This window comes from Gulbenkiania mobilis (genome assembly GCA_004346645.1).
Classification (GTDB): domain Bacteria; phylum Pseudomonadota; class Gammaproteobacteria; order Burkholderiales; family Chromobacteriaceae; genus Gulbenkiania; species Gulbenkiania mobilis.
On sequence record SMDA01000002.1, the window covers coordinates 84,777 to 105,567 of the forward strand.

25 protein-coding genes are annotated in these 20,791 nt (G+C 66.4%); 4 read left to right on the forward strand and 21 right to left on the reverse strand.

Going from position 1 to position 20,791, the window contains the following annotated elements:
• Nucleotides 1-6: 6 nt before the first annotated feature.
• A complete protein-coding gene (locus tag EV669_RS03210) occupies nt 7-657 on the forward strand; it encodes an MBL fold metallo-hydrolase (RefSeq protein WP_055433969.1) in 651 nt (216 codons plus the stop codon).
• Here the strand turns inward: EV669_RS03210 and EV669_RS03215 are convergent.
• From EV669_RS03215 to EV669_RS03280, 14 genes are all read right to left on the reverse strand, one after another.
• Nucleotides 648-1,565, reverse strand: coding sequence for an alpha/beta fold hydrolase (locus EV669_RS03215; RefSeq protein WP_054285169.1), 918 nt, complete (start codon nt 1,563-1,565; stop codon nt 648-650). The two genes, EV669_RS03210 and EV669_RS03215, sit on opposite strands and share 10 nt — an antisense overlap.
• Before the next feature lie 11 nt (nt 1,566-1,576).
• Nucleotides 1,577-1,879 (reverse strand): P-II family nitrogen regulator, encoded by a 303-nt coding sequence (locus tag EV669_RS03220; RefSeq protein ID WP_054285170.1) that lies wholly within the window; start codon nt 1,877-1,879, stop codon nt 1,577-1,579.
• A 10-nt stretch (nt 1,880-1,889) separates the two neighbouring features.
• Complete coding sequence (locus EV669_RS03225; protein WP_132097871.1) at nt 1,890-2,822, reverse strand: sodium-dependent bicarbonate transport family permease; 933 nt, start codon at nt 2,820-2,822, stop codon at nt 1,890-1,892.
• Nucleotides 2,823-2,916: 94 nt separating this feature from the next.
• Nucleotides 2,917-3,498 (reverse strand): GNAT family N-acetyltransferase, encoded by a 582-nt coding sequence (locus EV669_RS03230; RefSeq protein ID WP_054285171.1) that lies wholly within the window; start codon nt 3,496-3,498, stop codon nt 2,917-2,919.
• A 90-nt stretch (nt 3,499-3,588) separates the two neighbouring features.
• Nucleotides 3,589-4,470: a phosphoribosylaminoimidazolesuccinocarboxamide synthase gene (locus EV669_RS03235; RefSeq protein WP_132097872.1), complete on the reverse strand. Its 882-nt coding sequence runs from the start codon at nt 4,468-4,470 to the stop codon at nt 3,589-3,591.
• 410 nt (nt 4,471-4,880) lie between these two features.
• Entirely contained in the window at nt 4,881-6,011 is a 1,131-nt protein-coding gene (locus tag EV669_RS03240) for a 5-(carboxyamino)imidazole ribonucleotide synthase (RefSeq protein WP_054285173.1), read from the reverse strand.
• Nucleotides 6,011-6,499, reverse strand: coding sequence for a 5-(carboxyamino)imidazole ribonucleotide mutase (purE, locus tag EV669_RS03245; protein ID WP_055433967.1), 489 nt, complete (start codon nt 6,497-6,499; stop codon nt 6,011-6,013). Before purE ends, EV669_RS03240 begins: the two co-directional genes overlap by 1 nt.
• 168 nt (nt 6,500-6,667) lie before the next feature.
• Nucleotides 6,668-7,438, reverse strand: coding sequence for a tol-pal system protein YbgF (gene ybgF / locus EV669_RS03250; protein ID WP_054285175.1), 771 nt, complete (start codon nt 7,436-7,438; stop codon nt 6,668-6,670).
• A 51-nt stretch (nt 7,439-7,489) separates the two neighbouring features.
• Entirely contained in the window at nt 7,490-8,005 is a 516-nt protein-coding gene (pal, locus tag EV669_RS03255; RefSeq protein WP_055433966.1) for a peptidoglycan-associated lipoprotein Pal, read from the reverse strand.
• 33 nt (nt 8,006-8,038) lie between these two features.
• Nucleotides 8,039-9,331, reverse strand: coding sequence for a Tol-Pal system beta propeller repeat protein TolB (gene tolB, locus EV669_RS03260; RefSeq protein WP_132097873.1), 1,293 nt, complete (start codon nt 9,329-9,331; stop codon nt 8,039-8,041).
• Between the two features lie 33 nt (nt 9,332-9,364).
• Nucleotides 9,365-10,273 (reverse strand): cell envelope integrity protein TolA, encoded by a 909-nt coding sequence (locus tag EV669_RS03265; RefSeq protein WP_132097874.1) that lies wholly within the window; start codon nt 10,271-10,273, stop codon nt 9,365-9,367.
• Entirely contained in the window at nt 10,273-10,674 is a 402-nt protein-coding gene (locus tag EV669_RS03270; protein WP_054285179.1) for a biopolymer transporter ExbD, read from the reverse strand. Before EV669_RS03270 ends, EV669_RS03265 begins: the two co-directional genes overlap by 1 nt.
• Nucleotides 10,675-10,785: 111 nt before the next feature.
• A complete protein-coding gene (locus tag EV669_RS03275) occupies nt 10,786-11,451 on the reverse strand; it encodes a class I SAM-dependent methyltransferase (RefSeq protein WP_132097875.1) in 666 nt (221 codons plus the stop codon).
• A 74-nt stretch (nt 11,452-11,525) separates the two neighbouring features.
• On the reverse strand, nt 11,526-11,705 hold the full coding sequence (locus tag EV669_RS03280; protein WP_054285181.1) for a DUF3460 family protein: 180 nt from the start codon (nt 11,703-11,705) through the stop codon (nt 11,526-11,528).
• Between the two features lie 174 nt (nt 11,706-11,879).
• Between EV669_RS03280 and EV669_RS03285 the strand changes: the two genes are divergently transcribed.
• Nucleotides 11,880-13,235, forward strand: a complete 1,356-nt coding sequence (locus EV669_RS03285; protein ID WP_054285182.1) for a glutamine synthetase family protein — start codon at nt 11,880-11,882, stop codon at nt 13,233-13,235.
• A gap of 70 nt (nt 13,236-13,305) precedes the next feature.
• Here EV669_RS03285 and EV669_RS03290 read toward each other — a convergent pair whose 3' ends face one another.
• The gene (locus EV669_RS03290) at nt 13,306-13,647 is read right to left on the reverse strand and encodes a hypothetical protein (protein WP_132097876.1); all 342 of its coding nucleotides are present in this window, start codon (nt 13,645-13,647) and stop codon (nt 13,306-13,308) included.
• 195 nt (nt 13,648-13,842) lie between these two features.
• Between EV669_RS03290 and EV669_RS03295 the strand changes: the two genes are divergently transcribed.
• Nucleotides 13,843-14,340 carry a universal stress protein gene (locus tag EV669_RS03295; protein WP_165922689.1) on the forward strand — a complete coding sequence of 166 codons (498 nt, stop codon included), beginning with the start codon at nt 13,843-13,845 and terminating at the stop codon, nt 14,338-14,340.
• Here EV669_RS03295 and EV669_RS03300 read toward each other — a convergent pair.
• The gene (locus tag EV669_RS03300) at nt 14,332-15,102 is read right to left on the reverse strand and encodes a TlyA family RNA methyltransferase (RefSeq protein ID WP_054285185.1); all 771 of its coding nucleotides are present in this window, start codon (nt 15,100-15,102) and stop codon (nt 14,332-14,334) included. The two genes, EV669_RS03295 and EV669_RS03300, sit on opposite strands and share 9 nt — an antisense overlap.
• 123 nt (nt 15,103-15,225) lie before the next feature.
• On the opposite strand from EV669_RS03300, the gene EV669_RS03305 reads away from it, so the two are divergent.
• Nucleotides 15,226-15,864 carry a YceH family protein gene (locus EV669_RS03305; RefSeq protein WP_054285186.1) on the forward strand — a complete coding sequence of 213 codons (639 nt, stop codon included), beginning with the start codon at nt 15,226-15,228 and terminating at the stop codon, nt 15,862-15,864.
• 31 nt (nt 15,865-15,895) lie between these two features.
• Here EV669_RS03305 and EV669_RS03310 read toward each other — a convergent pair whose 3' ends face one another.
• From EV669_RS03310 to EV669_RS03330, 5 genes are all read right to left on the reverse strand, one after another.
• Entirely contained in the window at nt 15,896-16,264 is a 369-nt protein-coding gene (locus EV669_RS03310; RefSeq protein ID WP_054285187.1) for a cupin domain-containing protein, read from the reverse strand.
• A 113-nt stretch (nt 16,265-16,377) separates the two neighbouring features.
• Nucleotides 16,378-18,456 carry a prolyl oligopeptidase family serine peptidase gene (locus EV669_RS03315; RefSeq protein ID WP_318271293.1) on the reverse strand — a complete coding sequence of 693 codons (2,079 nt, stop codon included), beginning with the start codon at nt 18,454-18,456 and terminating at the stop codon, nt 16,378-16,380.
• A 29-nt stretch (nt 18,457-18,485) separates the two neighbouring features.
• Entirely contained in the window at nt 18,486-19,244 is a 759-nt protein-coding gene (locus EV669_RS03320) for a sulfite exporter TauE/SafE family protein (RefSeq protein WP_132097879.1), read from the reverse strand.
• Nucleotide 19,245: 1 nt separating this feature from the next.
• The gene (ltaE, locus tag EV669_RS03325) at nt 19,246-20,280 is read right to left on the reverse strand and encodes a low-specificity L-threonine aldolase (RefSeq protein ID WP_132097880.1); all 1,035 of its coding nucleotides are present in this window, start codon (nt 20,278-20,280) and stop codon (nt 19,246-19,248) included.
• Between the two features lie 139 nt (nt 20,281-20,419).
• Nucleotides 20,420-20,641: a hypothetical protein gene (locus EV669_RS03330; RefSeq protein WP_132097881.1), complete on the reverse strand. Its 222-nt coding sequence runs from the start codon at nt 20,639-20,641 to the stop codon at nt 20,420-20,422.
• Nucleotides 20,642-20,791 lie beyond the last annotated feature (150 nt).

Consider the following 20,791-nt stretch of genomic DNA (forward strand, 5'->3'; position numbering starts at 1 on the left):
ACGCCGATGGCCCTGCACTACCACCTGATTCCGGTAACCCCTTTCGCGCAGAACTGCACCGTGCTGTGGTGTGACGCCACACGCGAGGCGGCGCTGGTGGACCCGGGCGGCGACACCGACCGCCTTGCCGATTACCTCGACCAGCAGGGGCTGACACTGGCGCGCATCCTGCTGACCCACGGGCACATCGATCACGCAGGCGGCGCGGCAGCCCTCGCCTCGGCCCGCAAGGTGAAGATCGAAGGCCCGCAGGAAAGCGAGCGATTCTGGCTGGATCAGTTGCCTGACCAGGGTCGGCTGTTCGGTTTCCCGCCCAGCGCTCCGCTGACCCCGGACCGCTGGTTGGCCGAAGGGGATACGGTGGGGGTGGGGGCCGAAACGCTGTCCGTGCTGCACTGTCCGGGCCACACGCCGGGCCATGTGGTGTTCCATCACGCGCCGTCGGCGCTGCTGATCGCGGGGGACGTGCTGTTCCAGGGGTCGATCGGGCGCACCGACTTTCCGATGGGTAACCACGCGCAGCTGATCGATGCCATCCGCCGCAAGCTCTTCGTGCTGCCGGACGAAACCACGGTGGTTCCGGGCCATGGACCGCTCACCACCATCGGTGCCGAGAAGCGCCACAACCCCTTTGTGGCTGACGCCCGTTACCGCTGACGCAGCCGGCTGTTCAGCCAGGCCAGCAGATCGGCCAATACTTCGTGGCGGTTGGTTTCGTTGTGCATTTCGTGCCGCCCGCCCCGGTAGACGCGCACGGTGACATCGCTCACACCGTGGCTGCGGTAGCGGCGGGCCAGCTGGCCCAGCCCGAAGCGGCCCAGGCTGACCGGGTCACGGCTGCCCGCCACCAGATACACCGGGATGCGCGGCAAGGGCAGCGGGCGCCGCTCCAGCCGCTCCAGTTCGATGATTCCGCCGAACAGGTCAGCCCAGAGGCCGGCTGAAGGCGGCGCACCGCACAGCGGATCCGCCTGATAGGCCGCCACCGCCGCACGGTCGCGCGACAGCCAGTCCAGCGGCGTGTGCGCCGGCCAGAACCCGAGGTTGAAACTGCCGAAGACAAGGCGGGTAAGAAAGACGCTGGGCTGCTGCGGGCCGGACCAGCGGCCGCACAGCCTGGAGAGGGCGCGCAGGGCATGCGCGAGCGGTGCCTGGCGGTAGCCCGTGGCAGACAGCACCAGCGCCGCCAGCTGCCGTCCGTACTGCACGAAGCATTGACGTGCCACGAAGCTGCCCATGCTGTGCCCGAAAAGCACCACGGGGCGCTCGGGCACCTGACGCTCGGCCAGGGCGCAAACCGCGGCCAGATCGTCCACCAGCTTCTGCCAACCGCCCTCGGCCGCCAACCACCCCGGCACAGCCGCGCCGGTGCCGTGTCCGCGATGGTCATAGGCATAGACAGTGTAACCGGCGTGGGCCAAGGCCTCGGCCATGGGGGCGTAGCGGGCGCCATGCTCGGAGAGGCCATGGCTGATCACCACCACCGCTCTGGGTTCGCCTACAGCGGGCCAGGCACGGCCCTGGATGTGGTGGCCGTCGTCGCGCTGCAGCGTCCAAGTCTGCATGGGGGTTCCTGTCAGAATTTTTCCGGGCGCAAAACGCCCACCTCGGAAACGTACACGATCATTCCGTAATGCGGCAGATAACGCGACCGGCAGCGCTCGGCAATCGCCCCAGCCACCGCCTCGTCGCAAACCACGTCGATGCGGATGTTGGCGTCAAAGCTCCAGGCGCCGCCCTGCACGCCGTGGGTGCCGCCGCCCCGGGCATCACACACGGTGTAACCGTGGGCGCCCAGGCGACGGATGTCCTCGACGAGCTGGCCCTCCAGTACAGACTCGGTGACGATGGTGAGCAGCTTCTTGCTGTGGAAGGTCATCGGCTTGGCCTCATGCGGTCAGCGTGCGGGCAAGCCATGCATACAGCGGGATGCCCACGAGCAGGTTGAAGGGAAAGGTGACACCCAGGCTTGCCGCCAAGGAGACGGCGGGGTTGGCCTCAGGCACTGCGATGCGCATGGCAGCAGGTGCGGCAATGTACGAGGAGGAGGCACACAGCGTGGCCAGCAGCATCACACCGCCGGTGGACAGGCCCATCCCCTGCCCGGTCAGCGCGCCCACCACCGCGAACACCGGCGGGGTCAGCAGGGCAAAGAGGGCGACGAACACGCCCTGCGCGCGCAGCCCGGCCAGCTTGCCGGCCGTGACCAAGCCCATTTCCAGCAGGAACAGCGACAACACCGGCTTGAAAAGGTCCACATATAACGGTGACAGGCTCTTCATGCCCTCGGGCCCGGCCAGATAGCCGATCAGCAGTCCGCCCAGCAACAGCACCATGCTCTTGCCAAGAAGCACCTCGTGCGCCAGGCGGCCCCAGGCGACCTGGCCCTGCGCGCCCAGCCGGGCCAACACCACGCCCACGATCAGGGCCGGCATTTCCATCACGGCGAGGAAGACGGTGAGCTGCGGTTCGTAGGAGATGCCCTGGCGGGTCAGGTAACTGCTGGCCACGGCGAAAGTCACCACGCTGACCGAGCCGTAATGAGCGGCTGTGGCGGCAGCGTCCGGCCGTGCCAGCCGCAAGCGCAGTACACCGAAGGCCACCAGCGCCAGAAGCGCCGACAGTCCGATGACCAGCAGGGCCTGCCACAGGACGGTGGCACTGCCCAGCTTGGCCAGGGCTACACCGCCCTTGAGGCCGATGGCGATCAACAGGAAGACGGAAAGGGTTTCGTAAAGAGCGGGGGGAAGCTTCAGATCGGAGCGGGCCAGCGCAGCAGCCAGGCCCAGCAGGAAAAAGAGCACGACCGGATCCAGCGTCATGTTCACCTCATGCCAAGTTCGGGAGACTCCATGTTACCCGAAGCAGGCGCGACAAAAACCCCAATTTTTCAAAGGGTTTGAGCAGCCTGCCACCTCATGCCAGAAGCTGGGCCGGGTCGAAGTCGGGGTTTACCCGGGCAGTGAGGACATGGTCGCGCCAGGCACCGTTGAGGAAGAGGTACGCCGGGGCGCGACCTTCCACGACAAAGCCGAGGCGCTTGAGAAGGCCCCCGCTGCGGTCGTTGTGCGGCTGGTAGTTGGCCATCAGGCGATGCAGCCGCAGCGGGCCGAAAGCCAGCGCGACCACGGCTTCCAAAGCCTCGCGCATGTAGCCTTTCCCCTCCAGCGTGGCGTCGATGCTATAGCTCAGATGCGCCGCCTGCAGCGGCCCGCGAACAATATTGGACAGCTGCACCACACCGGCCACCACGCCCGGCTGCTCCGGCCGCACCAGCACGTACGCCGCCCCTCGGCCGTCGCTCCAGTCGCGCATGCGCTGCCGGCAACGCATGGTCCAGTTCAGCTCGGTGTAGTACATGTCGCCGCTGACCGGGTCCCAAGGAGAAAGATGGTCGCGGTTGCGCAGGTGGTAATCCAGAAGCGCACGGGCCCAGCCGAGCGAAACGGGAACCAGCTGCAGGCGCGGGGTTGTCAGCACAGGCTGGGCAAGGGTCATGGCGGCCACGGACACAAGAAGGTGGGGAACCGGGCCACAGCCCCCTGCCCGGCTTGGGCAGGGTTGGCCGAAGCGGCCCGCAGGTGGCGGTCAGGCCTGTGCGGTCAGGCGTTCCAGCGCCTCACGGTACTTGGCCGCGGTCTTCTCGCGCACGTCCAGGGGCACGGCCGGGGCGGGCGGCTGCTTGTTCCAGCCGGAGGCCTCCAGCCAATCGCGCACGAACTGCTTGTCGAACGATGGCGGATTGGTGCCTTCGGCGTAACTGTCTGCCGGCCAGAAGCGGCTGGAGTCGGGCGTCAGGGCTTCATCCATCAGGGTCAGCGTCCCGGCCTCGTCCAAGCCAAACTCGAACTTGGTGTCGCAGATGATGATGCCGCGTCTGGCAGCGAACTCGGCTGCGGTCTTGTAAAGGCGGATGGCAGTGTCGCGTACCTGGGCAGCCAGTTCACGACCGACGATGGCCTCGCACTGGGCAAAGGTGATGTTCTCGTCGTGGTCGCCCACGGCTGCTTTGGTAGAGGGCGTGAAGATCGGCTCGGGCAGCTTGCTGGCTTCCTTCAGTCCGGCCGGTAGCGCGATGCCGCACACGGTTCCGGATTTCTGGTACTCCTTCCATCCGGAGCCGGCCAGGTAGCCACGCACCACCGCCTCGATCATCACCGGCTTCAGACGCTTGGCTACCACCGCACGGCCTTCGACCAAGGGCAGTTCGTCGGCGGCCACCACCGCTTCCACCTTATCGCCGGTGAGGTGATTGGGGACCACATCCTTCAGCGTGTCGAACCAGAAGTTGGAAATGGCAGTGAGTATCTGGCCCTTGCCGGGGATGGGGTCGTCCAGGATCACGTCGAACGCCGACAGGCGGTCCGTGGCAACCATCAGCATGCGCTTGTCGTCGATCTCGTACAGATCGCGCACCTTGCCCGAGTAGATCTTCTTCAGGCTTTTCAGGGTGGTAGGGGTACCGGTCATGACACGTCTCTCATCAAATTGATCGTCTTGATCCTGGCGCGGCATCACTCTTGCGGCCGCGCTTCAGTCAAACCATTGCCTGCCTTCGTAAGGCCGTTTCCGGGCAGCGACCAGACAGCTCTGCAGCGAAGCTGTTGCAGCTTGAAGATAGCCGTCGGCGTTACGGAAGCCGAGCGACGCCGCTTCGCTGCAATTGCTCTGGCAGGCGGCGCTGCCCGCACACACTCTGCCGGCCGCTCGACATCCCACGACAGGCCGCGCCAGACGCCGCCCAGATCAGGCACCTGACACACAGGCCGCATCTTCCGGATCTTTGGCATGACGCCGGAGAAGGCGGTGCAGAAACGTCAGGCATGCTCAAGATCCGCCGCGGCCTGAGTAAAGTGGCTCTGGCCGACAACACTTACAGACTACAGGGTGTCCTTGAGCGCCTCAGCCTGCTCTAGGGCGTCGTCTACCTTGGCCGAAAGCACGGTGAAGTGCCCCATCTTGCGGCCAGGACGCGCCTGCGCCTTGCCATAAAGATGCAGGTGGGCATTGGGGGCCTCCATCAGTACCGACCAGTTCGGCTCGGCACCGTCTTCCTTCCACACGTCCCCCAGCAGGTTGACCATGACCACCGGGCTCAACAGATCGGTGCGGCCCGGCAACAGGCCGCACATCGCTCGCACCTGCTGCTGGAACTGGTCGGTGAGGCAGGCATCCAGCGTGTAGTGGCCGGAGTTGTGCGGACGCGGTGCCATTTCGTTGACCACAAGGCTGCCGTCCTCCAGCACGAAGAACTCCACCGCCAGCACCCCCACGTAGTCGAGTGCGTCGGCCAAGCGCGTCGCCATCAGCTGGGCCAGTGCCGCCAGTGGTGGGTCCACCCGGGCCGGCACGATGGACACATCCAGGATGCCGTGGGCATGGTGGTTTTCCGCTACCGGAAACACTGCCATCTGCGCATGGCTCACTCGGGTGACGATGGCCGAAATCTCGGTCTTGAGGTCAAGTCGCTTCTCTAGCACGCAGGCCGCCTTGCCCATGGCGGCGAAGGCCGCGCGCGCTTCTTCCACCGTGGCCACCCGGGCCTGGCCCTTGCCGTCGTAGCCCAGCCGCGCCGTCTTGAGCACGCCTGGCAGGCAAGCCGACAGATCAGCGTCCAGGTCGCCTTCGGTGCGGATCACCTGGTAAGGGGCGGTCGGCAGCCCGGCTTGGTTGATCCATGCCTTCTCGGCGATGCGGTCCTGTGCAATCGCCACGCAGTCAGCCGAAGGTGACACCGGCACCCGGTCGCCCAGCCAGCGCATGGCCTCGGCATCGACATTTTCGAACTCGGTGGTGACGGCCGCGCAGGTGGACGCCAGCGTCTGGAGCGCCACCGGATCGTTGTACGGCGCGGCCAGATGCACATCGGCATACGCCGCGGCAGGCGCTTGCGGGTCCGGGTCGAGCACTGTCACCCGGTAGCCCATGGTCTTGGCCGCCACGGTGAACATGCGGCCGAGCTGACCGCCCCCCAAGATACCGAGCATGGCCGGCGGCAGGATGGCAGCCATCACTCCACCTCCGGCAGGGTCATCGCCAGCACGGTCTCTTCCTGTCGGCTGCGGAAGGCCTTGAGCGCTTCGGCCAAGGTCGGGCTGGTATTGCCCAGCATCGCCACGGCAAAGAGCGCGGCATTGGCGGCACCGGCCTCACCAATGGCAAAGGTAGCCACCGGCACGCCCTTGGGCATCTGCACAATGGAAAGCAGCGAGTCCTCGCCACGCAGGTAACGCGACGGCACCGGCACGCCCAGAACGGGCACATGCGTCTTGGCGGCGAGCATGCCCGGCAGGTGGGCTGCGCCCCCCGCCCCGGCGATGATGGCCTTCAGCCCGCGCGACTCGGCGGTGGCGGCATATTCGAACAGCAGGTCCGGCGTGCGGTGGGCGGAGACGACACGGGTTTCGAACGCGACACCGAAGTCTTTCAGAACGCGTGCAGCATTCTGCATGACTTCCCAGTCGCTGTTGCTACCCATCACGATGCCGACTTCGATCATGGCGTAAGGCTCGCAAAGGAAGGGAAAACGGCGATTTTACCCGAAGCGCCGGTTGCCCCATAACCGTTTTATATCTTGATCTGAAAAGACTTTCCCGATACGGACACCCAAAAGGCGACAGGCCGGCAAAAGCCGGCCTGTCAGCGGTGCTGCGAGAAGAACTTACGATCACAGACGCGGCAACAGTTCCCGCGCCTTCTGGGCAGCCGCACTCGTCGGGTACTGTTTGATCAGCTTGCGCAGGGTGGCCTTGGCTTGGTCGTTCTGGCCGAGGTCGCGCTGGCAGTTGGCCACGTTGCGCAGGGCATCCGGTGCCTTGGCATGATCCGGATGCTGCTCCGCAAAGCGGCGGTGGATATCGATCGCCGCATCGTACTGGCGCAGCGCGGTATGCGCCACACCTAGCCAGTACTGCGCCTCGATGCCCTGTTGGGTAGCAGGATACTGGGCGCTGATCCGACGCAGCAGGTCGATGGCAGCCGGAAACTCGCGATTGCGCAGCATACCCAGCGCCCGGTCGTAGTCCTGCGCGGCCGGGGTGAGCACCGGCACGGCCGGGGGCGTGGTCGCCGCTGGCCCTGACGGGGCGGCGGGCGCGGCCGGGTCGGCCGAAGTGGCGCTGCCGCCGCCCTCGAGCCGGGTCAGCCGGCCGTCCAGATCGTTGTAAAGGTCGTTCTGGCGCTTCTGGGTGGTGGCCAAGGCGTATTGCTGGGTTTCCAGCTCGCCGCGCAGGCGGGTGACCTCCGCCTTCATCGCCTCCACCTGCCCCACCATCTCGAGGAGCTTTTCATTGGCGAGCTTGGCCTCGACCTCGCTCAGACGTGTGGACGCCTGCCGGTTGACGAGGTCCAGCTGGCGCCGGGTTTCTTCAAGATCGCTGGTGCTGGCACAGCCGGCCAGCAGCGCCACAAGCAGGGTGCAGGGAACGAGCCTTTTCATCGGAATGTCCGGTCGGTTCCGCCGGGCACTCGGCCCGGCACAAGATACGGTTTACTCGCCGTCGTAAGCGATGTCGGCACGACGGTTCTGGGCGTGGTCGGCCTCGGTGTTGCCGGTGGCACGCGGTTTTTCCTTGCCGAAGCTGACGGCCTCGAGTTGGGACTCCGGAACGCCCAGTACCTGCATGGCGCGCTTCACGCTCTCTGCACGGCGCTGCCCCAGACCCAGGTTGTACTCGCGGCTGCCGCGCACGTCGGTATTGCCCTGGATGGTCACCTTGCGCTGGCTGTTCGACTTCAGGTACGCCGAATGGTTGTTGACCACGGTCTGGCCGTCGCCCTTGACCACGCTGGAGTCGAAGTCGAAGAACACGCTGCGCTGGGACAGCGGGCTGTTCGGGTCACGCAGCGGGTCCACGGTGTTCTGGCCGGCGGTGCCCGGGGTGACGGTGGAAGCCTGGCCGTCCATGCCGGTGGAGCCGGTCACGGGCGCCGGAGCCTGCTTGCTGGCGCAGGCGGCAAGCAGCGTGACGGTAGCGGTGCTGACGAGTACGTGTTTCCAGTTCATTCTGGGGTCTCCTTGGGTTGAACGACGAAGGGGTTACGGCTGGTTGAAGGGACCCCAGGCCGGGTCCTGCACATCGCCGTTGATCACGGCAAGACGGACACGGCTGGAGCCATCGGGATTGGCGGCATAGAGGACGCTGCGCCCCCCCTCGTCGCTGGCATACAGCACCATGCGACCGTTAGGGGCGAAGCTGGGGCGCTCGTTGTAGGCGGCATCGGAAATCGTGCGGCTGTCGCTGCTGCCGAAGTCCTGCACGATCACGCGGAAGCGTCCGCCCTCGCGTCGCACGTAGGTGAAGCTGCGACCGTCGGGCGAGACCTTGGGCGAGACGTTGTAGCTGCCTTCCCATGTCAGGCGCCGCGCTTCACCGCCGCCAGCAGGCGCACTGTAGATCTGAGGCGTGCCGCTACGGTCGGAGACGAACAGCAGGGTATTGCCATCCGGCGTCCAGGTCGGTTCGGTGTCGATGGCGTCGCTGCGCGTCACCCTGCGGGCCTGTCCGCCAGCGGCGTCGATCACATACACTTGCGAGTTGCCGCTGGTGGTGAGCACCACGGCCAGGCGGGTGCCGTCCGGGCTCCAGGCGGGTGCCGAATTGCTGCCCTTGAAGTTGGCCACAGCGCGGCGCTGGCCGGTGGCCAAGTCCTGCACCCAGACCACCGGCTTGCGGCTTTCAAACGACACATAGGCCAGACGGCGGCCGTCCGGCGACCAGGACGGCGAGATGATCGGTTCGCGCGAGCGCAGGATGGTCTGCGGACGGGCACCATCCACATCGGACACCTGCAGCAGGTACTCGCGGCCGGACTTCAGCACGTAGGCGATACGTGTGTTGAAGAGGCCGCGGTGGCCGGTAAGCGCCTGATAGATCATGTCGGCGATGGTGTGTGCCACGTCACGCGTCTGTGCCACCGGCACGGTGAAGGTGCCACCCGTGAGCTGCTTGCGCTGGGCAGTGTCGAACAGGCGGAAGCTGATGCGTACCTGTCCGTTACCCGCATCCTCCACTCGGCCCAGCGCCAGTGACTGCGCACCGGCTGCCTGCCAGGCGGGTAGTGGCGGTGAAGCGGGGTCGGCCGGCGCCATGGGCACTGCGGATGGGCTGATCTGACGGAAGAAGCCGGTCATGTCCAGGTCGCTGCGCACGATGGGGGTCAGGTTGCCACCCACGCGGCTGGCCTCGTCCTGAAAGGCGGCCACGGCAATCGGGTGACGGTTGGTGCCGCCACCGACGATCTCGATCGTCATTTCGGCCCGCGCAGCCGGCAGCATGCAGAGCGCGGCGAGCGCCCAAGCCAATGTCAGCAACAGTCTGAAGGGTTTCATGCTTTTCCTCGAAAACAGGCGATGCCTCTGGGCTTACTTCGGCCGGAACACCAGCCGGAAACGTCGGTACTCAGCGGGGTCTGCTCCGGACGGCAGCGGCGGGAATGTCCGCGCCTCTCGGATGGCCTGCTGCACGGCCTGATCGTAGCCCGCATGACCACTGGACTTGATCAGCCGGATGGTGCGTACCTCCAGCGTAGGCAGGATGGTGACCTCCACTTCCGCGCTGGGGTTGCCCTCCATGTCTGGCGGAATCTGGATCAGCGGCCGGATGCGGGCGACCACCTTGCTGCTGTAACCGCTGTCATCCACTCCCTTGCCGCTGGGGCTGCCCCCCATCACACCGTTGGCCGAACCGGGCTGGTCACTGCGGCCGTTGGGCTTGCGGCTGGTATTGTTGCTCCCAAGATCGGCCAGCAGTTCGTCGGCGTCGGCGTTGTAGCGCGGGGCCGTCTGCTTGCCCCGGTTGGCCGGCGTGTCGACCTGCTTGGTGGCGGGCTTCCGCTCCCCGGGGGCCGGCTTGGGTTCGGGCTTGCTATCCGTCTTGGGCGGAACCTTGGCCGGCACAGGCTTCGGCTCGGGCGTGGGTTCGGGCCTGGGCGCTGGCCGCAGCTTGGGTGCGGGCGCCTTGGCCATCGCCACCGGGGCAGAGGCGCTGCTGCGTGCGGGGGGCGTCCGCTCGCCAAGCTGAATGTCGGCCTTAGGGGGCGCGGCCACTTCAGGCGCGGGCGCTTTTGGCCGGACAGGGACCGTTTGCGGCACCACAGTTTCATCGACCGGTGGAGGTGGCGCACTCGTCCAGAGCTCCAGCGCCATGGGCACCGGCTTCTCGAACTCGGGCTCATGAAAAGCGCTCAGCGCCAACCCCGCGATGACCACCGCGTGCAACAGCAGGGAAATCAGCCAGGATACCAGGCCCGGCCCGACAGGCTGCCTGGTCATTACGGCTGCTTCACCGTCAGGGCCACCTTGTTGATGCCGGCCATGTGCAGCGCATCCGCCACGCGGACCACATCGGCGTACTTGAGGTCGCGGTGGGCAGAAATCACCACCGGCGCGTCGTCGGTGCGCACCGTGCGCAGCGTTTCGGCCAAGGTGTCCACGGATTCCACCGGACGGGACGTCTCACCGACACGTACGGTCATGGCGCCGCTGGCGTCGATGGCCACTTCCACCGGCTTCTGGGCCAGTGCCGGGGCTTTGGACACCGAGGGCACTTCGATCACCCCGGGGGTGAACATGGGAGCGGTCACCATGAAGATGACCAGCAGCACCAGCATCACGTCGATGTAAGGGACGACGTTCATCTGGTTCATCTGGCGGCGTGGGCGACGGTTCAGCATGCGAATGGGCCAAAGGACAACGGGGCGATCATATCATCCCCCCGCCGGCCGGGTTGAGCACAGCCGGTGAGACGCCGGCTGTGCGATAAAAGTTTCTGAGGATGGGCCATCTTAACGCCGGATGGCAAGGGTCAATCCGTCCCCGACCGGCAGCACGCACAGGTGGATGCGGTTGTCTTCCCTCAGTCGGGCGTTGAAGGCATGTATCAGGTGCACGCCTGGCGGATCGTCCGCCTGCGGCTGCATGACACGGCCGGAGAGGAAGATGTTGTCAATCGCGATCACACCACCGGGCCGTACCAGTTGGAGGCAGGCTTCGTAATAATCGGGATAGCCGGGCTTGTCAGCGTCGATGAAGGCCAGATCAAAACTGCCTGCCTGCCCCTCGGCCAGCAAGGTCTCCAAGGTAAGCTTGGCCGGCTGCAGATGAAGGCTGATGCGGTCGGCCACGCCGGCTTCCTGCCAGTACTGCCGGGCGATATCAGTGAAGGCCTCGCTGACGTCACAGGCCACTACCTCTCCTTCGGGCGGCATGGCCAGCGCCACCGCCAGGGTGCTGTAGCCGGTAAACACGCCGATCTCCAGATAGCGACGCACCCCGGTCAGGCGCGTCAGCCAGCCCATGAACTGCCCCTGCTCGGGCGCGATCTGCATCTTGGCCAGACGGTGCCCGGCGGTATGGGAGCGCAAGCGCGCCATCACCGGCGGCTCGGTCAGGCCGATGGCAAGCAGATAGTCGTGCAGGGCTGCATCCAGCGGCAGTGAGCGGTGGGTCATGCGTTTCCTCGTTCCTGAAAGCAAAAACGCCCGCGAGGGGCGTTTCTTCGGGCGCCGACTGCGCGGCGGACACCTCACTCCGGCTGGTAGGCGTAGCCTTTCTGCGGCAGACGCGACTCTTTCCAGCGGCGCAGATCCTCCAGATTCAGCTTGCGGTCCCACCAGGTCAGACGCAGTTCGCGGCGCTCCTGTTCCACCTCCGGGTGCTTCTCGAGGAAGTCTTTCATGAAGGCGGTGAATTCGGACTGGTACATGGTCGGTCCTCCTGTTCGAAGCGCAAGATTTTACGCAAAAAACGACAGCCCGCCTACCCGGTCTTGCCCCCCGTGGCGCGCATGGCATAATCGGCCGGAGCTTTTGCTCCAGAAAAACAACAGACATCGGACGACAGGCCCCGCCACATCCATCGATAAAAACGGAGAAACACCATGTCTGAACGCGTGCTGCCGGATGAGGCAGCAGCCTGGCTCAGAAGCCCCCCCGTACGTGATGTCGAGATGATCTTTCCCGACATGACCGGCGTACCACGCGGCAAAACGCTGCCGGCTGCCGCCTTCCTCGCAGGCCAGCGGCTGGCGATTGCGCGTGCCGTGGCCATCCAGTCCTACACGGGCGACTTCCCCGACTATCGCTTTTACGGCGAGCACGACCCGGACGTCACGCTGGAACCCGACCTTTCCACGCTGCGGCCGGTGCCATGGGCCAAGACGCCGCGGGCGCTGGTATTGTGCGACTGCGTGGACCACGACGGCGGCTACTCTCCGATCGCACCGCGCTCTGCCCTGCGGCGCGTGCTAGAGGGCTATGCCCGACTGGGTCTGCAGCCAGTGGTGGCACCGGAGCTGGAGTTCTACCTGTTCCGGCCTTCGGCCAACCCCGATGCACCTTTCCAGCCGCCCGAGCTGCGTGGCGGCAGGGTGGAGACCGGCCAGGAGGCCTTCGCACTAGGTGCCCTCAACGAGCTGGAAGACTTCTTCGACGATCTGTACCGTGCCTGCGAGGTGCTGGGCATTGGCACCGACACCTATGTGCACGAGATGGGTGTGAGCCAGTTCGAGATCAACCTCAAGCACGGCGAGGCGCTGGCACTGGCCGACCAGACCTTTCTCTTCAAGTATGTACTGAAGGAAACCGCGCTACGTCACGGCCTGACGGCAGTATGCATGGCCAAGCCGCTGGCCGGCGCACCCGGCAGCTCAATGCATCTGCACCAGAGCGTGGTGGATGCCAACGGCCAGAATGTCTTCAGCGACGCTGACGGCACACCGACCGCCCTCTTCCATCATTACATCGGCGGGCTTCAGACACACCTGGGCGCGCTGATGCCGCTCTTCTGTCCCAACCCCAATTCCTACCGGCGCTTCACCAAGGGCCTGGCCGCCCCCGTGAACCTTTCCTGGGGGGTGGATAACCGGTCGGTGGGCCTGCGCATCCCGGTGGCCCCGCCCGCTGCGCGACGGGTGGAGAACCGCCTGCCGGGCTGCGACGCCAACCCCTACCTGGCATTGGCCGCCAGTCTCGGAGCGGGACTGCTGGGCATCCAGGACCAAACCGCGCCCTCCGAGCCGGTGCAAGGCAATGTGTTTCGCGAGGAGAGCCCCTGCGACATGCTGCCCTGCTCGATGGAGGCGGCACTGGAGGCAATGCAGGGGTCGCACGCCCCCACCCGGCTATTCGGCGAAGCGTTCACCGCCGCGCTGCTGGCCCTGCGCGAGCTGGAGCTGGGATGCTTCCGCGAGGAGATCACCCCGTGGGAGCGGCGCTACCTGCGCAATACTGCCTGATCCGCGGTGAGTACCAAAAGGAAAGCCACCCGAGAGGGTGGCTTTCCCGTTGCAGGTGCCCCGGGCGGACTCAGCCGCCTGCAGGACCCTTGCGCTGCGCCTGCAAGCGCGCTGCGACCTGCTCGATGGCCGCTTCGCGACCCAGGCCAGGATGACGGAACTGCTCGGCCTGAATCCACTGCTCGGCCAGCGCACGGTCTCCTCGGCTGGCGCGCAGCAGGCGGCCATAGGCCTCGCCGGTGGAGTGGTCCATGATGCCGATGGGCCGAGTTTGGGTCTGGGCCAGGGTGGGGCGGACATCCTGGCGGCCGGCAGCACGCTGCCCCGGGGGCTGCCGGCGTCCCGCGATCATGCGGCCTGCCACCACCGCCAGCACTACTCCGATTCCGACCCCCGCGATCAATGCCCACATCTTTAGCTGTCGTCCTTTCCGCAAGCCGGTCGGCTAGATTCTTCTGTCATAAAACAAAGCCGCCTATTCTACGGAAATTACGGCTCGCCGTCAGTTGCCCTAGGTCAAGGGAGGCGGGTGTCACGGCTTTTCGCATCGCGGCAGGGGTGTATGCTGATTGGGCAGATCAATACCGGAAGAGGCAAGGAGGCAAGCATGTTCAGGCATATCGTGGCGGCGGTGGACGACCATCAGGGCAATGTCCAGGCCCTGCGCCAGGCCGGACGGCTGGCGGCGGCTGTCGATGCACGGCTGACGCTGTGTCATGTGGTGGACCTGCAGGCGCTGGCCAACCGGACCGTCGGCACCAGCGACAATCATCAGTTGCATGAGGCGGGCCGGCAGGCGGCCCAGGCGTTACTGGAGGCCGCCGAGAAAGTGGCACTCAACGAGGGGTGCCACCGTATCCATCTGCATGCAGGCGAAACCTGGGAAGGCAAGGGCGCGCTGGCGCATGCTTTTGTGCAGTTTGCCGAACGCGAACGCGCGGACTTGGTGGTGCTGGGCACCCATGGTCGTACCGGGCTGCGCCACCTGCTGATGGGCAGTTTTGCCGAAGCCGTGCTGCGCGAGGCCCCCTGCCCGGTGATGGTGATCCGGGGTGATCAGGAAGAAGCGGACAGCGCCATGGCCGACCGGCCGCCCTTACTCTGAGTACGCCAGGCGACGTGCGAAGATGAAGAACTCCCGGTTGCCGTCGCCACCGGTGATGGGGCTGTCGAACCAGTCGAGCACCTCGTAACCCAGCTCGACCACCGCATCGCGGATCTTCCTCTCCACCAGCGGGTAGTGGCGGGCATCCTTCACCAGCCCGCCACGGCCCAAGCCTTCCCGGCCCACTTCGAACTGTGGCTTGACAAGCGAGAGCAGCCATCCACCCGGCCGCACCAGTGGCAGGGCCGACGGCAGCACCAGCGTCAGCGAGATGAACGATACATCACAGACCATAAGGTCGAAGGGTTGCCCACCGTTGGCCGAAAGCAGCGCCGCATGATCAAGGGCACGGGCATTGACGCCCTCGAAAGCGGTCACCCGCGCGTCTTCGGCCAACCTCTGGGCGAGCTGGCCATGTCCCACGTCCACCCCCACCACGCGGTCCACGCCTGCCTGCAGCAGGCAGTCGGTGAAGCCGCCAGTGGACTGCCCTACATCCAGCACGCACAGGCCGGTCACATCCAGCCCCGCACGTGCCAGCGCGCCCTCCATCTTGAGACCGCCACGCGACACGAAACGGTCCGAGGGGTCGGGGCGGACCACCAGCACAGCATCGGGCGGGAGCTTCAGGCTGGGCTTGGCCACCGGCTCGGCCCGGCCGCCCTCCACACGGCTGACCCGGCCGGCAGCTATCAGGTTCTGCGCGGCGGTGCGCGAAGCGGCCAGTCCCTGCTCGACAAGGAGAAGATCGACACGGATCATGGAAGGTATCCTGGATAAAACGGGAAGGAAGGGTGGCGAGCGGCCGGGGCCTTGTCAAGCACCGCTACCGCCACGTGCGTCCCGCCCTCTTCCCTTCGATGAATGACTGCGCAGGAGACCGCAATGGAAGAACGTACCCTCACCCTGCATGAAGTACGCGTGCTGGGCGTACTGATCGAGAAGCAGGCACTGACCCCCGACACCTACCCGATGACGCTCAACGCGCTCGTGGCTGGCTGCAACCAGCTGACCAATCGCGAACCCGTGCTGCAACTGTCCGAAACGGACGTCATCACCGCGCTGGACGGCCTGATGGCACAGAAGCTGGTGGGCGAGCGGCAGCCCGGAGGCAGCCGCGTAGCCAAGTACGAGCATCGCCTGCCCTATGTGTGGAATATCGACGGGGCCCGGCTGGCCGCGCTGGCGGTGCTGATGCTGCGTGGCCCGCAGACAGCGGCCGAAATCCGCGCCAAGGCAGGACGCCTCTATGGCTTCAGCGGCATCGAGGAAGTGGAAACGGCGCTTACCGCGCTGGCCGACAAGTATCCGCCTCTGGTGGAACGGATGGCGCGGCAGCCTGGCGAGCGGGGTGCCCGCTGGACGCACCTGCTGTGCGGGCCGGGCGGCTGCTTTGCCGAGTATCAGCCGCAAGAGGCGATCGAAGTGGGATTGCCGGGCCGGGTGGCCGCGCTGGAGGCGGAGGTCGCCGCGCTGAAGACGCGGCTGGCCGCCCTGGAAGCCTTTCTGGAGCAGGAAGGCTGATGCAGGGTGCCCGCTTGGGGCACCCTAGGGTTCAACGGTCGACTTCGAACACCGCGTAGGTTTTACGGGCCGGCTCCAGCACCTCCCAGATGCCCTCGAAGCCGGCCGGGATCACGAAGTGGTCGCCGGCAGCCAGCTCCACGCTGCGGCCCGCGGTGTCCGTCAGGCGCACCCGTCCTTCGAGCAGGGTGCAGAACTCGTGCTCGGTGTACTTCACCCGCCACGCGCCCACCCCGCCCGACCAGAGTCCGGCATGGAACTGCCCGGTTTCGTCGCTGTAAAAGTTGTTCATCGACTGCTGGCAGCCACCGGAAATGCGTCGCTCGGCCGGGGCGCAGAAGGTGTCGCTGGTCTGGGCAACGCTGCGGCCGAAAAGCACGATGTCCTGGGCGGTTTTCATTCTGGTTTCTCCTCTGTATGCGCCCGTCGGGCCCGCCTGGGGCCGCCGGGCATCCCCACACTCTTGCACACCGCCCGCTGCCTTTCAAGCGCCCCCGCCCGGGCGCTAGCCGCTCAGTCCATCAACTGCCGGTAGAGGTACACCAGCACCCGTGCCAGCTCTTCGGCCAGCTCGGCTTGGCCAGCGTTGCCGGTATGGCCGCCGGCCTCGCTTTCGTAGAGCAGGGCCGCCTGTCCCAGCGCCTCCAGCCGGGCGACCATCTTTCGTGCATGCGCCGGATGGACACGGTCGTCGCGCCGGCTGGTCGTGAAGAGTGCCCGCGGATAGCGCATGTTGGCCGAAAGCCCGTGGTAGGGCGAGTAGGCGGCCAGGGCGGCACGATCGGCCGGGTCGGAGGGGTCACCGTACTCGTCGATCCAGCTGGCACCGGCCAGAAGCTCGGTATAGCGCAGCATGTCCAGGAGCGGCACCTCACACACCACAGCGTTGAACAGATCGGGGCGACGCACCATGGCCGCGCCCACGAGCAGCCCGCCGTTGCTGCCGCCCTCAATGCCCAGACGGCGTGGCGAAGTGATGCCACGCGCGATCAAGTCCTCGGCCACGGCGATGAAGTCGTCGAAGCTCACCGGTCGGGCCGCACCCTGGGCCGCCTGATGCCAGGCCGGACCGAATTCGCCGCCACCACGGATGTTGGCCACCACGAACACGCCGCCCTTCTCCAGCCACTGAGGGCCGAAGTTGTCGAGGTAATAAGGCAGCATCGACACTTCGAAGCCACCGTAGCCGTACAGCAGGGTCGGGGCCTGTCCGTCGAAGGCCAGCGTGCGCGGGCGTACGACGAAGTAGGGAATCGCCGTGCCGTCGGGCGCGCTGGCGCTGTACTGCTCGGCCACGAAGGGCGTGGGGTCAAAGGCGGCAGGCTGCCGCCGCAGGCACTCTGCAGCGCCCCCTTGGGCAAGATCCAGGCGGTACAGCCCGGCTGGAGTGAGAAAGTCGCTGTAACTGTAGTAGAGCACGTCGCTCTGCCACGGCTGATCCACGAACTCCAGCACGCCGTCGACCGGGGCCTCGACCGGCACCGGCTGCCAGCGCCCATCGTCAAAGCGGAATACCTGCAACCGCGTCTTGACGTTTTCCAGCACGGTAACCGCCAGACGCGTCAGCGAGGCTTCCACCGCCTCCACCGAACGTCGGCTGCCGGGCGCCACCAGGCTATGTGCCTTCCCCAGCACGCCGGTCTGCTGGTCGAGCGGCACCGCAAGGAGGCTCCCTGCCGGCCAGTGCTGGTCTTGCTGTATCCAGTCTTCGGCCAGCTTCACGATCAGGGTGCCGTGACTCCAGGCCTCGATGTCAGCCTTGGGTGGCAGGGCCAGCGGCAGCAGGCTGCCTTCGGCAGTGACCAGCATGCTGCGCTTGGCATAGAAGCTGTCGGAGACTTCCAGCATGTCCAGCGGCTCGCCGCCGGTGTCGAGGAAGCGCCAAGCCGCCACCATCATCGCCTTGCGGTCGGCGGCGAACAGACGACGGGCCCCGGCCCACGCCTGCCCGCGCTCAAGCAGCCACACTTCACGCGGGTAGCCCGCCCGGGTGAGGGCCGCCCCCTCCCAGCCCGGACAGACAAACACGCTGTCCGCGTCCCGCCACGCTACCTGGCTCTTGCCCAGCGGGAAGGCAAAGCCGCCTTCGACGAAGCGGCCGGTCTCAAGGTCGTACTCGCGGGTGACGCTGGCATCCGTTCCACCCGGGGTGAAACTGACGAGCGCCCGCGAGGGCGCCAGGGTGTAATGCGACACGCCATCCAGATACCAATCCTCGCCCTCGGCCGCAGCGAGGGCATCGACATCCAGCACCGTCTGCCAGGCTTGGCTGGCTGTACGGTAGGCGTCCAGTGGCATGCGCCGGTAGATGCCACGCGGATGGGTCTCGTCCTGGTGGAAGTTGTACAGCCAACCGTCATGTTCGGAAAAATAGGGGATCTGGCGGGTGTCGCGCAGGTTGGCGAGGATGGCCTCGGCCAGCGGCGCAAAGCGCGGGTCGGCATCCAGCGTAGCGCGGGTAGCGGCGTTGCGGGCAGCCACCCAGTCCAGCGCTTCGGGGCTGTCCAGCGCTTCCAGCCAGAGATGGGGGTCGTTGTGTTCGGGGTGCATGGCAAGGTTGGCCGAAAGGGGAAACGGCGGCGAGGTTAGCACGCCCGCGCATGCTTCGGCCAACCCGCGTCTTAGTGCAGGGTGCGCCAGAAGAAGACCGCACTCAGCACCAGGCCCAGAGCGACCACCACCGCCCGCAACAGCCGCAGAGGCAGGCGCTGCGCTAACCGGGCACCGTAGACGCCGCCGCTGACCGCTCCGGCAAGCATGACGAGGCCGCTGGGCCAGTGGACAAGTCCGGCTACGACGAAGGCAATCACCGCCACGCCGGCGATCAGCACCGACATCAGGTTCTTCAGTGCGTTGAGGCTGGCCAGCGGGCCAGGCAGCGCCAGCGCGAACAGGGCCAGCATCATGATTCCCATACCGCCACCGAAAAAGCCGCCGTACACCGCCGCGACAAACTGCGCCGTCCACACGCAGGGTGCCGGCCAAGGTCGCGCGGTCTGTTTGGTCCCGGTCAGCCGTGGCAGTTGGGGCCCAGCCCAGAACAGTACGGTAGCCAGCAGGATGAGCCAGGGCACCAAGCCGGCGAACACCGCATTCGACACCACTGTGACCAGTAGCCCGCCGGCCAGTCCGCCCAAGGCGCTGGCCCACATCAGTCCGGCACGCTGCGGCTGCTGCCGCAATGTCTGGCGGCCGGCCCAGCTCGCCGCCACATAGCCGGGCCATTGCGACACCGCACTGGTGGCGTTGGCAACCGTAGGCGGCAAGCCGGCGGCCACCAGTGCCGGAAACGTCAACAGCGTTCCGCCTCCGGCCACGGCATTGAGCACACCGGCCACACCCCCCACACCGAAGAGCAATGCGGCGGTGGCCGGCGACACGCTACTGCGCCCCCGCCAGGTAGGCCGCCACGGCCGCGACCACGCGGTCCACCTCGGCGCGGCCGACCTGCCAGTGGGTGACGAAGCGCATCATGCCATTCTCGGGCGGGTTGGCCAGGATGCCGGCGTCGGCAAGGCTGGCCATCAGCGCGGTGGTGTAGACATGCCCGCTGAAGCGGAACCACACCATGTTGATTTGCACGTCGTCCAGCTGCACCTCGATGCCTGGCAGCTGGGCCAGCTGTTCGGCCAGGTAGCGCGCGTTGCCATGGTCTTCGGCCAAGCGACGCGTCATTTCATTGAGGGCTACCAGACCGGGGGCCGCCAGCACACCGGCCTGACGCAGCCCGCCGCCCAACAGCTTGCGGTGCCGCCGTGCCCGGGCGATGAAATCCGCCGGGCCGGCCAGGATGGAGCCGACCGGCGCTGCCAGCCCTTTGGAGAGGCAGAACATCACGGTATCGGCGTAACGGGTGATCTCGCGCACGTCGCAGCCCAGTGCAGTGGCGGCGTTGAACACGCGTGCTCCATCCAGATGCACCGGTACCTTGTGGCGCCGATCCACCTGGCACACCGCCTGCATCGCCTCCAGCGGAATCACCCGACCATTGGAGTGGGCGTTTTCCAGGCAGATGAGCCCGGTGCGAGGCCAGTGGATGTCCTCGCCCACACGGATGCGCTGCTCGATGGCTGCGGCGTCCAGCACGCCCTTGCGGCTTTCCACGGTGCGCAGCTGCACCCCGGCGATCACTGCCGCCGCGCCGGCCTCGTGCCAGACGATGTGACAATCGTCGCCCAGGATGACTTCGTCGCCGCGGTTGCAGTGCGTGTAGAGGGCCAGCTGGTTGCCGAAGGTACCGGAAGGCACGAACAACGCCGCCTCCTTGTCCAGCCGCACGGCCGCCTGCCGTTCCAGTTCGACCACGGTGGGGTCGTCGCCGTAGACGTCGTCGCCCACGGTAGCGGTGAACATGGCTTCGCGCATGGCGGGTGTGGGCTGGGTGACGGTGTCGCTGCGTACATCGATGGTATGCATGGAAGGCTCCGCATAAAGGATAGACCTGGAACGCCGGCGGCGGCCACGAGGGCCGCCGCGAACAGGTCGGACTGCGATTCGGTCGCTCAGACCGATTGTGCCAGCATCCAAGCGGACCGGGGCAACAGCAGTGTCGGCGTTACTGCCGGTAGGCCACCCTCAGGTGCGCCACCTGCTGCTGCGCGCGCTGCAGCGCGCCGGCCCCAAGGGAGATGTCGGCGCCGCACCGGCAACGGAGGGTGTGGTCGGGCTGCAGGCTGCGCAGGTGCTGGCGGGTCTCGCTGCCGCAATTGCCGCAGGCGATGACCACGGTGGCATTGCAGTGCTTGTCGAGGTCCAGATCAAATCTCGGCTGTTTCATCGGTCGCTCCCGTTAACGATAAAGCCGGCCCCAGCGGAACCGTTGGGTTCATGGGGCCTTCTCCCACCATAGCCGACCCCCGGGAAGTTGCCAGCGTGACAGCCGCCTGCGGACGGCTGGTTGGGCCGGGCTGCTTGCAGTATGCTTCGC